The sequence below is a fragment of the Tardibacter chloracetimidivorans genome (genome assembly GCF_001890385.1).
GTDB lineage: Bacteria > Pseudomonadota > Alphaproteobacteria > Sphingomonadales > Sphingomonadaceae > Tardibacter > Tardibacter chloracetimidivorans.
Genome location: NZ_CP018221.1, coordinates 867227 through 882056 on the forward strand (window position 1 = coordinate 867227; position 14830 = coordinate 882056).

The 14830-nt window shown below is 59.6% G+C and carries 14 protein-coding genes; 5 read left to right on the plus strand and 9 right to left on the minus strand.

The window, feature by feature from the left end; translation table 11 throughout:
• Positions 1 to 114 precede the first annotated feature (114 nt).
• From BSL82_RS04430 to istA, 3 genes are read right to left on the minus strand one after another with little or no spacing between them, the layout of a single operon-like run.
• Positions 115 to 696: an NAD(P)/FAD-dependent oxidoreductase gene (locus BSL82_RS04430; protein WP_072596211.1), complete on the minus strand. Its 582-nt coding sequence runs from the start codon at positions 694 to 696 to the stop codon at positions 115 to 117.
• A 49-nt stretch (positions 697 to 745) separates the two neighbouring features.
• Positions 746 to 1525 (minus strand): IS21-like element helper ATPase IstB, encoded by a 780-nt coding sequence (istB, locus tag BSL82_RS04435; RefSeq protein WP_072596180.1) that lies wholly within the window; start codon positions 1523 to 1525, stop codon positions 746 to 748.
• Positions 1515 to 3035 (minus strand): IS21 family transposase, encoded by a 1521-nt coding sequence (istA, locus tag BSL82_RS04440; RefSeq protein WP_072598586.1) that lies wholly within the window; start codon positions 3033 to 3035, stop codon positions 1515 to 1517. The genes istB and istA overlap by 11 nt, the downstream gene beginning before the upstream one ends.
• A 296-nt stretch (positions 3036 to 3331) precedes the next feature.
• Between istA and BSL82_RS20910 the strand changes: the two genes are divergently transcribed.
• Positions 3332 to 3622 carry a hypothetical protein gene (locus BSL82_RS20910; RefSeq protein ID WP_226998618.1) on the plus strand — a complete coding sequence of 97 codons (291 nt, stop codon included), beginning with the start codon at positions 3332 to 3334 and terminating at the stop codon, positions 3620 to 3622.
• Positions 3623 to 3624: 2 nt separating this feature from the next.
• On the opposite strand, the gene BSL82_RS04445 is transcribed toward BSL82_RS20910, so the two are convergent.
• The 3 genes from BSL82_RS04445 to BSL82_RS04455 form a co-directional block, all read right to left on the minus strand.
• The gene (locus BSL82_RS04445) at positions 3625 to 4035 is read right to left on the minus strand and encodes a hypothetical protein (protein ID WP_072596212.1); all 411 of its coding nucleotides are present in this window, start codon (positions 4033 to 4035) and stop codon (positions 3625 to 3627) included.
• A gap of 589 nt (positions 4036 to 4624) precedes the next feature.
• On the minus strand, positions 4625 to 5368 hold the full coding sequence (locus BSL82_RS04450; RefSeq protein WP_158010680.1) for a helix-turn-helix transcriptional regulator: 744 nt from the start codon (positions 5366 to 5368) through the stop codon (positions 4625 to 4627).
• An 80-nt stretch (positions 5369 to 5448) separates the two neighbouring features.
• Complete coding sequence (locus BSL82_RS04455) at positions 5449 to 6690, minus strand: aromatic ring-hydroxylating oxygenase subunit alpha (protein ID WP_083579033.1); 1242 nt, start codon at positions 6688 to 6690, stop codon at positions 5449 to 5451.
• 164 nt (positions 6691 to 6854) lie between these two features.
• On the opposite strand from BSL82_RS04455, the gene BSL82_RS04460 reads away from it, so the two are divergent.
• From BSL82_RS04460 to BSL82_RS04475, 4 genes are all read left to right on the plus strand, one after another.
• Positions 6855 to 7820: a 2-hydroxyacid dehydrogenase gene (locus tag BSL82_RS04460; protein ID WP_193408594.1), complete on the plus strand. Its 966-nt coding sequence runs from the start codon at positions 6855 to 6857 to the stop codon at positions 7818 to 7820.
• A gap of 46 nt (positions 7821 to 7866) precedes the next feature.
• On the plus strand, positions 7867 to 8649 hold the full coding sequence (locus tag BSL82_RS04465; RefSeq protein WP_072598592.1) for a kinase: 783 nt from the start codon (positions 7867 to 7869) through the stop codon (positions 8647 to 8649).
• Between the two features lie 268 nt (positions 8650 to 8917).
• Complete coding sequence (locus BSL82_RS04470) at positions 8918 to 9940, plus strand: IS1595 family transposase (RefSeq protein ID WP_048575010.1); 1023 nt, start codon at positions 8918 to 8920, stop codon at positions 9938 to 9940.
• A gap of 160 nt (positions 9941 to 10100) precedes the next feature.
• Complete coding sequence (locus tag BSL82_RS04475) at positions 10101 to 10346, plus strand: hypothetical protein (protein ID WP_158010681.1); 246 nt, start codon at positions 10101 to 10103, stop codon at positions 10344 to 10346.
• 63 nt (positions 10347 to 10409) lie between these two features.
• Here the strand turns inward: BSL82_RS04475 and BSL82_RS04480 are convergent, their stop codons facing one another.
• The 3 genes from BSL82_RS04480 to BSL82_RS04490 form a co-directional block, all read right to left on the minus strand.
• Positions 10410 to 11156, minus strand: a complete 747-nt coding sequence (locus BSL82_RS04480) for an SDR family NAD(P)-dependent oxidoreductase (RefSeq protein WP_072596216.1) — start codon at positions 11154 to 11156, stop codon at positions 10410 to 10412.
• 88 nt (positions 11157 to 11244) lie between these two features.
• Complete coding sequence (locus BSL82_RS04485; protein ID WP_072596217.1) at positions 11245 to 13605, minus strand: TonB-dependent receptor; 2361 nt, start codon at positions 13603 to 13605, stop codon at positions 11245 to 11247.
• 311 nt (positions 13606 to 13916) lie between these two features.
• On the minus strand, positions 13917 to 14828 hold the full coding sequence (locus BSL82_RS04490; protein WP_072596218.1) for an SDR family NAD(P)-dependent oxidoreductase: 912 nt from the start codon (positions 14826 to 14828) through the stop codon (positions 13917 to 13919).
• Positions 14829 to 14830 lie beyond the last annotated feature (2 nt).

The window sequence follows — 14830 nt, forward strand, 5'->3', positions numbered from 1 at the left end:
CTAATCCTGGCTTATCAGTTCCGTGCCGATATCGGCTCATGCTAAATCCGATCCTAGCGATTGCCTGCACGTTCCGGTCATCTTCTGCGCGAAATTGCACCGCACGACCGCCATCTACGCCAAATGCGCCGCCATGGCGGCGCTGGCCTCCTGGGTGAACTCGAAGCCGGGATAGCCCGCTTCCGCGATGCCGTCCGCCAGCTTGGCAAACTCTCCCTGTCCGCCGAAATAGGTCAGCAACTGCTTCCGCTTTCCGGGAATATTGCCGCCGTTGAACCAGCTGTCGCAGCCTGAGGACGCGATGGCCTGAGAAGCGATCTCGCTGACCTGGTTCAGCCAGCGGTCTTCTGCTTCGGGCGTCGTGTCGATTGCGACGATGCGCCGTTCCACGGCGAAGTCGATCAACCGGAAAATCCAGTCGACCATGTGTTCGGCGATGAGCACGAAATTCCCGGCGGCGCAGTGCGGGCCGTTGACCATGAAGAAATTGGGGAAATCGGCACAGACGAATCCGAGATAATCCCGTGGCCCGTCCGCCCAGCGATCCCTCAAGGCAACCCCGCCGACCCCGCGGATATCAACCTTCAGGATTGCCCCGGTCAGGGCATCGAAGCCCGACGCCAGGATGAGGATGTCGATCTCCTTCAGGCCGCTTGCGGTGTTGATTTCCGTTGAGAGTTGACCCGGGATTTTCATCGAGAAGTGACCCTGGTGGATGTGTGTCTCCCGCGTTGCGGGATGTGGGTCAAGCTGGTGATTTTTCCTTTCTGGTTTTGGGTGCGGCAGAACTCGCCCTGAACCGGAAGCTGTCGTTGCCGGTTTCCAGGATGTGGCAGTGGTGGGTGAGCCGGTCGAGCAGCGCGGTGGTCATCTTGGCATCGCCGAACACGCCAGCCCATTCGCTGAAGCTGAGGTTGGTGGTGATGATCACGCTGGTCTGCTCGTAGAGCTTGGAGAGCAAGTGGAACAGCAGGGCGCCGCCTGACGGGCTGAACGGCAGGTATCCAAGCTCATCGAGGATGACGAGGTCGAGGCGCAGCAGGCGCTCGGCAAGCTGGCCAGCCTTGTTCATGGCCTTTTCCTGTTCGAGCATGTTGACCAGGTCGACGGTGGAGAAGAACCGGGCCTTCCTGCGGTGGTGTTCCACGGCCTGGATACCGAGCGCGGTGGCCATGTGGGTCTTGCCCGTGCCGGGGCCGCCGATCAGCACGACATTATCGGCGCCGTCGATGAACTCGCCGCGATGGAGCTGGCGGACCAGGGCTTCATTGACCTCGCTGGAAGCAAAGTCGAACCCGGCGAGGTCCTTGTAGGCCGGGAACCGGGCCGCCTTGATCTGATAGGCGATGGATCGCACTTCGCGTTCCGCCATCTCGGCCTTGAGCAGCTGGGAGAGGATCGGCACGGCGTCATCGAAGGCCGGGGCGCCCTGGGCGATGAGATCGCTCACTGCCTGGGCCATGCCGTACATCTTGAGACCGCGCAGCATGACCTCGACGGCAGCGCTGGCGGGATCATGACGCACGGCGCAGCTCCCGCAGGTTATCATAGCGGCCGACGTCGGCGAGCGGTTCCTGGGCAAGGCGCAGGGCTTGCGGCGCATCGATCGGTGATGCTGGCGGCGCCTTGCCATCGGTCAGCCGATGCAGGATGTTGAGCACGTGGATCTTGGTCGGAACACCGCCCTCCAGCGCCAGCTCGACGGCGCCCAACACCGCCTGTTCGTCGTGGTGCAGCACAAGCGAGAGTATCTCGACCATCTCCCTATCGCCGCCCGGGCGCTTGAGAAGATGCCCCTGCAACTGGCGGAACGCATCGGGCATCTCGGTAAACGGCGCGCCGTTGCGCAAAGCACCGGGCTTACGCTGGATCACCGCCAGATAGTGCCGCCAGTCATAGACGATCCGTCCCGGCAGATGATGTGAGCGGGCGATGATCCGCCCATGCTCGCACAGGATCCGCCCCTCGGCGGCGATGACGATACGGTCCGGATAAACTCGCAGACTCACCGGGCGGTTGGCGAAGGAGGCCGGCACTGAGTACCGGTTGCGCTCGAAGTTTACGAGGCAGGTCGGCGATACCCGCTTGGTATGCTCGACGAAGCCGTCGAAGGGCCGCCCCAGCGGCATCAGGCTGGCGACCTCCGCGGCATGCATATCGGCGATGCTGCCGGGTAGCGCGCCGTGGGGGATATGGCTCCACTGGGCGATGCATTGCTCCTCGAGCCAGGCATTGAGCGCATCGATATCCGCAAAGCTGGGTATCGGCTGCCACAGCCGGCGACGGGCATCCTGGACGTTCTTCTCGACCTGCCCCTTCTCCCACCCCGAGGCCGGGTTACAGAACTCGGGCTCGAACAGGTAATGGCTGGCCAGCGCCGCGAACCGGGCGTTGACCTGCCGTGCCTTGCCACTGCCGATCCGATCAACCGCGGTCTTCATGTTATCAAAGATCCCGCGCTGCGGCACACCGCCCAGCACCCGGAACGCCTGCGTCAGCGCATCGAACAGCATCTCGTGGGTCTGGAGCAGATAGGCCCTGACGATGAACGCCCGGCTGTGCGACAGCTTGGTGTGCGCCACCTGTAGCTTGGTCTGCTTGCCGGCAATGATCGCCCAATCCTCGCTCCAGTCGAACTGGAACGCTTCGCCAGGCTGAAACACCAGCGGCACGAAGGTCCCGCGCCCGCTGGTCTGGGCATCACGCTGGCGGTCGGCCTTCCAACTGCGCGCAAAGGCCGCAACACGTCCGTAGGAGCCATCGAAGCCCAGGGCGACGAGATCGGCGTGCAGCTGCTTGACCGTGCGCCGCTGCTTGCGCGAGCGACCAGCCTCGATCCGCAGCCAACCCGCCAGCTTCCCTGCGAACGGGTCCAGCTTGCTTGGCCGTTCGGGAACCTTGAACCTGGGCTCAACCGTGCCCGCCCGAAGGTACTTGCGGATCGTGTTGCGCGACAGTCCGGTCCGTCGCTCAATCTCCCGGATCGGCATCCCCTCACGAAAATGCCAGCGCCGGATTACGCTCAGTAACGCCATGTCGATCACTCCAATGTCCCCCGACGCATCAGCCAGGGGGAAGGTCAGAACATGGGTCACTTCTCAGTGGAAATTTATGCCCCTCCCGGGTCAACTCTCAACGGAAATCAACAGACTCCACCTCGATGGGGACAGACATAAACGCGTCAGTCTCTGCCAATGCTCAGCGAGTATCCGGTAAGTCGGGCGGAAAGGGAGAGGGAAGCGCGGTAAGCGGTGGAGCCGGTGGCTCTCTCGGCTTCACGAGCACCGACCGAGGCACGACATCCGAAAACGCAGGCGCCACACTTGATATCATGAACTATGACGTTCGAGAAGCAATCGCGACCGCAGAGCGCGCTGCGGCGCGCTCAAGCCAGCCCGAGCATGCTTTTAGCAACAGCCTGTCGGACGAAATTCTTGGGCGCGACGGACTGCGAAATCGTTATCTGCAAGATGCCGATGCCGGCCGAGGAACTGCAGATATAACAGGACCTCTCACATCAATCGAACAGTCGTCGGTGCTTAGGAGCGGATCATTCTCGACAGACGTTCGCGGAAGCCCCTTCGATGGGGAGTCGAGTTTCAAAGAACGTCGCGACAAATGACACTATTTGATGTCGTCGAGGTAGCGCCAGTGGGATGGCGATCGCGGATCAAGAGGGTCTGCCATCGGATCACGAAATCCTCCCACCGATCGCTTGGGAAACAGCTGATCGCCAGTGGGTGGTCCCCATTCCCAACCATTGAAGTCCATCCAGGCGCGAAGGAAACCTACACCAAGCACCATGAACGCGGTTACCGGATAGAAGACGAGATTGAGATAGCCAGCGACCGCGCTCGTGTAGAGTTCATCAAGGGAGGGATTGCAAAACGAAATAAGCTTTCCCGTCCAGTAGCTTGCCGAAGCACCCCACCACAGTTTAGCGTACCAAGGCTGCCACATCGAAGCCGAGACACGAGGGCGCTTGCGCGTGAGGTCCACACTCTCTTCCGGCGAGGCCTCGAGTTCCGGGTGCATGAGCGGTTCCTTCCGAACATCGCGAATAGCATAATAGCATTCAGCGTGAAATCCTGTCCGACTTCCAATCTGGGAGGATACGTGGTCGCTACCCCTTCCCAGCCGCTCACCGTCGACTCCCCCTCCCCCGCTTGATCCTATGGGGTCGTGTCTGATCATTGGCGACAGCATCGCTCTTGGCATCGCCGCCGCGCTGGCCGCGTTACAGCCAGATGGATGCGAAATACGGGCTCGTATCGGAGCTTCTGTCGCTGCCATCATCAAAATGGTCCCTGCCGATCACTACCATTCGGTGATCATCTCTGCGGGGTCGAACAGTCGAGATACTGTTAGTATAACCCGCGATCTCGTGCGGCTGCGGCGAGCTTTGAGCGCCGGTCTGGTGACATGGGTTTATCCGCGCTCCGTACCCAAAGCATGGGAGATCTACAGAGTAGCTCTCAAGCAAGGCGATCGAACGGTGAGTGTGGCGAGCCTTCCCTCACGTGATGGCGTTCATCCGGACAACTACGAGGCGGTAGTGCAATTGGTTTGGCCGCAGCCGTTTCGACCGCGCGCAGCGAGCACCGTGCGAAAGCCCTCCTCGCAATCAACGTCGCAGCAAATCAGCAAACGAGATTTGCCCGTCAAATAGGGCGCGCACTATCATGTAAGCGCGCTGAGCGTTCCCATAGGCCCGCCTGGCACCTTCGACATGTCCGTGAGCGGTGGCTTGCGAGACGCCCAATATCGCACCGATCTCGCCATCCGTCTTTCCCCGGCCCACAAGAATGAGAGCTTGCAGTTCGCGCGGCCTGAGTTCGGGCATTGGCTTGTCCTCGAGGTTCATGCGCCGGCGCATTATCCGCCTTGCTGCTTCAAAGGCGAACGTGCCACATAGTTGCGCAATCGGCAGCGCGTTCTCGTGCAGTTGATCAAGGCTGGGTGCGGCAAAGCTGCACGTGCCATGATACTCTCCCGGCAAGTGGACAGGGACAGTAAAGCCCGCGCCAAGCCCGAATCCCACCGCCTCGGCGAGCACTTGCTTGTGACGTGCTGTTAGGTTGATGATCTGGTCAACTTCCTGCCACAGGAAGCCGTTGACTGTCTTCGTGCTTGCGAGATGGATCGGATCATCGGCGAAGTAATCGCGATCCATTCCGTGCGCGATCCAGTCTTGATTGTAGTTCGTAAGCCGTATTGCACCGTGAGGCGGTGATCCAAGATCGACATGATGCCCCATTGCCACCTGCGAGAACCCCAGTACCTCTGTCGCTTTGATAAGCGCGGCGAAGAGCTCTTCCTCGGTGCGCGCCTCACGAAAGGTTTGAAGAAGAGCGTTGACGTGCTTCAAGCTTAGCATTTGGCAGTCTCGCGAGCTGTGGTCCTGCTAATTTTCCCCCTGAGGTCGCCGTCCGGTCTTGAGTTATCGACTCAGTTCTGCGCGTACGGAAGATCAACTTTCACCACCGCCATCCCTTGCGGAATATTTTCGGAGCCGATGACTTCATCAATATGCTGCTCATGATTATAGATGAACTGCTCCGACCAGCACAACGGAATGGATGTTATGCCGCCATGTGCAAGCGCTTTATGCATACCTGATAGCGCATCCAGATCTTCACCGATAAAGCTCTTGAAGAACGTAAGCGTATCCCGATCCAGCTTCTCGTTGTCTGGGCCGCTTCCGGTTTTTACGAACGAAACTTCAACCCGGCTCCGGCCGGCATTGATCGGCCAGACCAACACGATGGGAAAAAGATACTCCGCGATCGGAAAAGTTGCATTGGGGAACACATTGTAGTTGCGCTGCCCGCTTCGCGAGATTTCGGCCAGCTTGCTCGCTTGCTCCTCCGGCGTATCATCCTCGGATTTGAAGAAAGCCGCGCCCATTCCGCTCGTAAGCGTTCCGCGCGATTTGATCACAATAGCGTTGTGGCCACCCTGAAGCATCTGAAGCGCAGATGTTTTCGAGTCGATCACTTTATCAATCGTATGCTCATGCACATACTTTGCATGATAATTCTCTGCGAAGTTGTCCTGGAGGCACTTCCAGTTACAATCGACCTCGAAGTCAAATCGTTCGAACAAGCGCAGATCATCGAGTGGAATATCTGACCAAAGCGATGGAATGTCGGCCAGATACTGAATGAGAGGCGGTGCGTCTTCGTCGAAATTTATGAAGACGAGGCTGCCGAACTGCTCAAGGCGTATCTGGTTGAGTCCCCTCGATGCTTTGTCCAAGTCGGAGAAATAATGTTCATCAGGAACGAACGCCAGCTGCCCCTCGAGATCGTATGTCCAGCAATGATAAAGGCACCGCATGTTCTTTGCGACACCACCCTCGTCCTTCATGAGCAACGAACCGCGATGCTGGCACACGTTGTGGAACGCCCGTAGGTTCTTGTCTCGCCCTCGCACAATGACGACGGGTGTATCGTTGAGAGTGTAGGTCCGATAACTCCCCGTTTCGTCGAACTCGTGAGCCAACCCGACGAACAACCAGGTCTTAGACCAGAGATGCTTCTTCTCCAACTCGTAGAAGAACTCGCTCGTATACCGGGCTGCGGGAATATCGGGCAATGCGGGAAAATCGTCAGGGCGCCGACGCTCGCGCATCTGCGCGCTCGCCGCTTCCCACATGGACTGAATGCGCTCCGGACTTTCCAGGGTCATGATGCCTACCTCGTACAGCGGTCGATGATGGTAACATTAAGAGCGAGGAGGACTCTATCCCCTCCCCGGGGGACTTCGGCGACAGGGATCGATCGATACGACATCGGTTCTCATCGCGAGAACTTCAAAAAAGGCACGCGACACGATTTTTGGGGGCGTGGCTGATGGAGCGACATGTGGCCCGGATTTTATTGACGCGACGTTGGCCGAAATCGATTGAGGCTTCGCTCGCAGTCCAGCACGAAGTGCATTTGAACGAGACCGACACGCCGATGTCGCAGGCCGACCTGGCCGCCGCGATGGCGACGTTCGACATTGTATGCCCGACCGTGTCCGATCGGATCGACGCGGATGTGATCGGCAGCGGTGGACGAGTGCGTATTATCGCCAACTATGGCGCCGGCGTCGACCATATCGACCTTTCGGCTGCGAAAGCGGCCAGGATCGTCGTCTCCAACACGCCTGACGTGCTGACCGAGGCGACGGCCGAACTGGCGCTGCTGCTGATGATGATGGTGTCGCGGCGCGCGAGCGAGGGCGAACGCGAATTGCGCTCGGGCGACTGGAGCGGTTGGCGACCCACCCATCTGATTGGACGATCACTGCGAGGCAAGACCTTGGGCTTGATCGGTTATGGCCGGATCGCGCGCGTGACTGCGCGGCTCGCGCGGGCGGCCTTGGGCGTTGAAACCATTTATCATAGTCGCCGCGCGGCGACGAATGACGACATTGGCTCTCGCTACATCGGTTCGGTGACTGACCTTGTCGCCGAAGCCGACATTGTCTCGCTACATTGTCCCGGCGGCACCGAAACCCGCCATCTGATCGATGCCGCGATGATCGAGCGAATGAAGCCTGGCGCAGTGCTCATCAACACTGCTCGCGGATCCGTGGTCGACGAGGTTGCCTTGGCTGCAGCGCTAGTCGCGGGAAAGATCGGCGGCGCCGGCCTCGACGTCTATGAGCACGAGCCAGCGGTTCACCCATCGTTGCTCGAAGCGCCGAATGTCGTGCTTCTACCGCATCTCGGCAGCGCGACCCTTGAGGCACGCGAAGCGATGGGGCGGCAGGTCGTGCTCAATCTGGAAGCATTGCTTGAGGGGCGAGAGCCGCCGAACCGTGTCGCCTAACCTCGGCACCGCCATTGTCGCCGTGGAAGCGGCGCTGCGCAACGCGATGACCAAAGGCACTCCACGACCCTTCGTTCTCGGCATTTCCGGAGCACAGGGCAGCGGCAAGTCGACACTTTCGGCAGCGCTCGCGGAGAGCATGCGTGGCATAGGGATCACCACTGCGGTCCTCTCTATCGATGACATCTACCATACCAAAGCCGATCGCATCGCACTGGCCCGTCAAGTGCATCCGCTCTTTGCCGTTCGAGGTGTGCCAGGTACGCATGACGTCGGCCTTGGCTTGAAGATTATCGAGGCAATCGACAACGGCTGTGCGGTCCGGCTGCCGCGTTTCGATAAGGCCGCAGACGATCGCGCGTCCGAAGCGGTATGGGAGGAAGCGCCCGCCGATACCGCGCTGCTCATTCTCGAGGGTTGGTGCCTCGGCGCACAGCCTGAGGCGGAAGAAGCGCTGATCGCTCCGATCAACGATCTCGAACGCCTGGAAGATAGCGATGGCCGCTGGCGCCGCGCCGTCAACACCGCCTTGGGCAGCGATTATCAACGACTGTTCGGCCGTACCGACATGCTCGTCTTTCTCGCGGCCCCTGGTTTCGACGTTGTGCGCGACTGGCGCATCGAGCAGGAGCACGCGCTGGCCCGAACCGCCGGCAGCGACGCCAGCGCGGTGATGAGCGACGCCCAGGTCGAGAACTTCATCCGCTTCTACGAGCGGTTGACCCGGCACATATTGGCCGAAATGCCCAGTCGAGCCGACCTCCTGATCCGGTTGGCCGCCGACCGCGCGCCACTATCCGTTCACTACCATCGTTATGCTTCGCCCTGACAAGCTTTCCTGTCACACCGGATCCCGGATACAGAGGAATCGTAGTCGAACGCCGGATACGTTTGCCTTCGCCCGGTGCAAAAATTCGGGTGTCTGGCATCGGCTCATCCGGTATAGGCAAGGCCGCCGGACGATGGAGAGGCGTGCAATGTTCCGTGCCTATCCGCTTGACGCATACACCCACTACATCTAGTGGCTGCCTTGTGGCGCGCGCCTGACTTTTCCTGCGGCTTGGTGCCACCCAAAGCGGTTGTAAAGGGTGGGGATTGTGGACGTTCTTGACCGCGACAAGCTGCCGTTCCCGAAATCCCTCCCCGAGTTCCAGCGGCTTTTCCCGGATGATGGCGCTTGCGCGTCCTGGCTTGAAAAAGCTCGCTGGCCTGATGGATTTGCGTGCCCACGCTGTGGCGTCGTCGGCGATCCGTTTCGTTTCACCACTCGGCCTGTCATCCTGATGTGCCGCTCGTGTCGCCGTCAGACCGGCCTGATGGTCGGCACGGCCATGGAACGAAGCCACATCCCGCTCAGCGTGTGGTTCTGGGCCGCTTACCTGGTTGCGAGTCAGACGACCGGCATATCTGCCGTCCAGTTGCAGCGCCAGCTTGGCCTGACCCGGTACGAGACGGCCTTTGGCCTGCTCCATAAACTGCGCGCCGCGATGGTGCGCCCCGATCAGGATCGGATCGGCGGGCAGAGCGGTCAGCATGTCGAGGTCGATGAGACCTGGATCGGCGGGCGAACGCGCGGCGAAGGCCGGGGAACCCACCACAAAACGCTGGTGGTCGCCGCCGTCGAAGTTCGTCACCGGGAGCCTGGCACTGGCCAGGACCGCCGCCGGAACGGACGCTATGCCGGAAGGGTTCGATTGGCCATCGGTGCAGACCGCAGTGCCGGTGCCCTTGGTGGCTTTGTACAGAGCGCGGTCGAGCCGGGAACGCTGGTCATCACCGATGATTGGAGCGGCTATAGCGGGTTGCAGGGCGGCGGTTACGACCATCACGCCATCGCCCAGTGTGGCGACCCGGAGGTGTCCGAAGAGTTCCTGCCCATCGTCCATCTGGTGTTCTCAAACCTCAAAGCGTGGCTCAACGGCATCCACCACGGCGTCAGCACCAAGCATCTGCAAGCCTACCTCAACGAGTTCACTTTCCGCTTCAATCGCCGCTTCTACCCGTTCAACGCCTTCCGATCCCTCCTCGGGATCGCCAGTGATATCGAGGCGCCGACCTTTGCCGAACTCTACTCAGGCCAATGGACCCACCATACCATATCTAGTGGGTGTATGCCTTAAGCGGATAGGCACGCAATGTTCGAGTTTCGCATACTCGATTCCAAGAAAATGCTTGCGTTCAGCATGGAAGGCTTATTGTCGGTATCGGACGCAGAAAAGTTCAACGCCCATATGCGCGCCAATTATTGCCAAGGCTCGCATGCAGTTCGGATCGTTGAGGATGTTGGGTGATGCGAGAAACGCACCTGTCCAACAGATGGAGATTTCTCAAATTCTTGATCCACCAAGCAAATATCTAGTCGGCCGCCAAGATCGCTACGCCATAGTCGTCGCAACGACACTGCACAAACTGCAGGTGAGTCGCGTGATCGATGATCCGCGTGCCAAGGTCTTTCTTGCAATCGAAGAGGCGGAAGAATGGCTCCGAGCGGAGGGCAACGCGGCCTCGGACAACGATCCTCGGTGACGTCGAAGCGCCTTCGCAAAGATTAGACGACGGCGGTACTCGACGGAAAAAATGTCGTCGCTGCTACTGAGCAGTGAAGCCCCCGTCCACCGGAATTGCCGTTCCGGTAATGAAGGACGCTTCATCACTCGCCAGAAAAGCTACAGCCGCAGCGATCTCTTCGGGCTCTGCGAACCGGCGGAGGGCATGCATCGCCGCCCATTTGGCAACGTCGCTCCCACCCTTGGCCATGAAGTCGGCGCTCAGCGGAGTCAGGACCGCGCCGGGACAAACCGCGTTCACCCTGATGCCGAAAGGCCCTTGCTCGAGCGCCGCAGCCCGTGTGAGCCCGATTATGCCGTGCTTTGAAGCACCGTAAAGGCTCTGGCCCGGCAATCCGATGAGGCCCGCAATCGAAGATATATTGACAATCGAACCGCCACCGCCCTCGATCATCAGGGGTATAGCATACTTCATCCCAAGGAAGACGCTTCGCAGGTTTACCCCCATCAGATAGTCGAAATCCGGCGCCGAACAATCCGGCACAGGAGCGGTGTGACCATCCGTCCCAGCATTGTTGCACAGGACATCTAATCGCTGCCAATGGTCGAATGCCGCGGTTACGAAGCCGTTCACTTGGATATCGTCGGCAACATCGGCAACGATAGCGCGTGCATTCTCACCCAATTGCTCAGCGACGCCGAGCACGGACTCTTTCAGGTCGACGCACATGACCTTGGCACCGTCAGCGACGAAGCGGCTCGCCACCGCTTTTCCGATACCCTGCGCAGCGCCAGTGACGATTGCTACGCGTCCTTGAAACGATGCCATCCAGACCTCGCTCTCATTTGCGATAAAAGCGGATGACACCGCTGCGGTGGTCCCGCTGCAGTGCCATCCGTTCGTTCAGTCTTGTGACCTAGAAACGGTAACCGAAGCTGGCGCCGAAGGTACGGGGCGCTCCGGCAACCCGGTTCGACTCGTCGCCGCCCGAGTTCACCGAGTTCCAGTAATATTCATTGGTCAGGTTCCGTCCCCACACGCTTACCCGCCAGCCATGACTGGACTCGATGCCGATCCGGGCGTCCAGCAGAGTGTAGGCCGGCACTTTGAACCGATCAGGTTCCCCAAGGTCGGCGAAGGTCCGAGCATTGTAGGTCAAGCTACCGCCGACAAATCCCTCAAGATCGCCGCCGATACCGGTGCGATACTCCGCATCCGCGGTTGCTGCGACTGGGGGAGCGAAGTTGAACTCACTTCCCGTGAAGTCGAACCTCGCCCCGGTGAAGTCGAAGCCGTTAAACCTCCCGACCTTCGTATCAATATAGGTGATCGCGCCTCGGACCGTCAGTTCCGGTGTGAGCCGGGTGATAAGCTCGGCGTCGATGCCTTTGACCTTCGATTTGGGAATGTTGAGCAACGTCGCAGTCGTCAGCCCCGCGAACACCGGCTGATAGGAGAAGAACTGCTTGTTCTTGTAGTCATAATAGAAACCGGACAGATTGAACTGCACTCGACGATCGAGGAAAGACAGCTTTGCACCGACTTCATAGGAGGTAAGCTCCTCCTGTTTGACGCCTTTCACGCCCGATTGGAAGAAATTGATGATGACCGGGTAGGTACCGGCCTTGTAACCTCTGCTGACCAAGGCGTAGAGCAGATTGTCGGGAGCGACCTTGTAGTTCACGCCTGCCCGCCAGGAAACGTTGTGCTCCTTCTGGGATTGGTCTGTGAACGATGGCAAGAACGTCGGCGATGCCCCGGTGTCATCGATGGTGGCACAGCCGCCGGGCAGATAGGCACTTGCGACATTCCGCACGCCGGGTCCGTAGAAGACGTCGGCACCGATCTGCGCGAGGAAGCCGGCCGTGCCGGCAATGCCTCCGCCCCCCCTATCGAAGGTACAGCCGTTGATCTTCTGCCTTGTCTCGGTATAGCGCGCGCCGCCGGTAAGCGTTAGCCCCGGTGCGATCTCGTAGTCGAGATTAGCGAACACAGCAGACGCACGCTGGCCAAGGTCGTAGATCCAGCGGGCCGGTGAGTTGGGCGGGAAGCCGGAATATGCATAGTAGACCTGATCGGCCCCTTCCACGATATCATCGTTCGCATAGCTCGCGCCTAGGACATAGTTGATATTCGCGGATGGAATCTTTCCGGTGAGACGCACCTCCTGGGTAAACGTCTTGATCTCGGAAATCTGCGTGCTGACCTGCTGTAGCGACGCGGAGCCGTCATTGTCGAACGGCGTCCGGCTGCTCCAGTCGATGTAGTTCGTCAGCGACGTAAACGTCAGGTCGTCCGTGATATCGTAGTCAACCCGCAGGACGGCCTGATACATGTGATTTTTCGCACGGGTATCGAGACCGAGATCGAAATCGGCATCGCGAGCCCGGCGCGCCGGATGATCGCGGTAGAGCAGAAGATTGGGACTAGGCGCAGCCGGATTTGCCAGCGTTATATCGACGATCTGCGGCTGGAGCTGCTCGCTGCGGTCGAAACTCGCGTTGAAGTTGGTCGAGATTTTTAGCCGGTCCGTCGGCTCCCAATCAAGCAGCAGGCGGGCCGAACCCTTGTTTTGATCGCCGTTCTTCTGGTTATTGAGGAAATATCCCTTCTGCCACCCACCAAACTGCGTGGTTCCGGCCGCGACTCGGGCGCGGAGCGTATCGGAGATCGGACCGCTGACAAAACCCTGCAGCGTCGTCTGCCCCCAATTGTCGACGTCCACCTGGAAGCCGGCCGAAAGCACCGACGTCGGCTTGGCTGCGATAGCGTTGATGGAACCAGCCGTCGCGTTTTGGCCGAAGAGAGTGCCCTGCGGACCTTTGAGCACCTCCAGCCGCTCGATATCCAGCAACATCGCTTGGGTCATCTGCGGATAGGGCAGCGGCGCTTCGTCGATATATGTCGCCACCGCCGGCGGCGCGGAGCGCTGAAACGAGTTGAAGTTGATACCGCGTAGCGAGAATACCGGCGATCCCAGAGATGATGTAGAAGCCGTGAAGCTTGGCACGACGGCTGCCAGCTGGCCGACATCCACCACGCCCGCCGTCTGGAGCTGTTCACCCGACGCAACTGCGATCGTGATGCCGACATCGCTCAGATTCTGAGCGCGCTTCTGCGCCGTAACGACAATCTCACCGATACCCTGGTCTGCCGTTGACTCGGCGCGCACCTGATCCGGCCCAGCGACGGTTTGCGCCATGGCCGATGAAAAAGGAAACGCGCCCCCCACGAGCGCTACGACGGCAACTGAATGCCTCAAAGCGAGCTTTTTCATTCCACCCTCTCTCCCTGCAACCGTGCGTCGAGGCAAACACCGGTTATTGCTTCATATGGCACTGCGCCATCGCCTCTTGCCGTTTGGAATATACGGATGCGAAAGCTCCAGCAGTCACCCTATGCGGGGACTTGGATTTCGCACCGCTGGAAAGCGTATTTCGTTCAGTCGAAATAGGTACAACTATAGTGATCGATCCCCATAGACGTGAGCATACGAGGATGGACGAGGTGCAGATCGCTGATGTCAACATGCCAGCGACCTGGCTTGTAACGGTTCCATTGCCACAAATTGACAGGAACATTGTTCCTTTAGGAGGGAGTCCATGACGCCCCTCTGATTACGCAATCCGACACTTGAAGTATCTCATCAAGATGATCAGAAACATCCTCAATGGTCAGGTTGGCCTGGGAGTATCCCCTCGATTCCACCATCGCGAGGCGCGACACTTGCCCGCCGCCTGTACACAACACTTCACCATTTAGCGGACAAGAACTGTGTGCAAGAAACGCCATTACTGGCGCGATCATGCTTGCGGGCATCGTCGACCTGAATTCTTCGATTGTCGCCTTGGGAAGCCCGAGGGCACTGGGTCCGAACGAATCCTCGGACATGCGCGTGAACGCGCGGGGAGATATGCAGTTCACCTTGATACCGAGCTTAGCACCCTCGAGGGCAAGGTTCTGGCTAAAGCCGAACACCGCGCCTTTCGCAGCGCCATAAGCGATAAGCGCTGTTGAACCGAGCATACCTTCGGAGACTGTGTTGACGACCCGACCATTTCGTTTGCTGAGCTCCGCCCAGGCGGCGGACGTGACACGGACCGTTCCCAAAAGATGTACGTCGAGCGCGCTTTGATAATCCTCGATCGATACGTCGGCGAAGCTCGCATGCCGATTGAAGCCGGCATTGTTGATGAGGATATCTATTCTGCCGAATGCTGAAAGGGCCGCGCTCACGATCGAGGCGGCACCCTCTGCTGTGGCGACCGACGCGACATGCGCAACGGCCCGCCCTCCCCTCTTGAGAATTTCTTGAACTACTTCGTCGGCCGGCCCCGCCTGCTCTTCACCATGCTCGTCGCGCGCGAGATCGTTTACCAACACCGCAGCGCCTCGATCAGCCAGATAGAGTGAATATTCCCGGCCGATGCCGCGTCCCGCGCCGGTGACGATGGCAACCTGATCGTCGAACCGCAATCGCTTCTCGGCGGAGCTTGTCATAG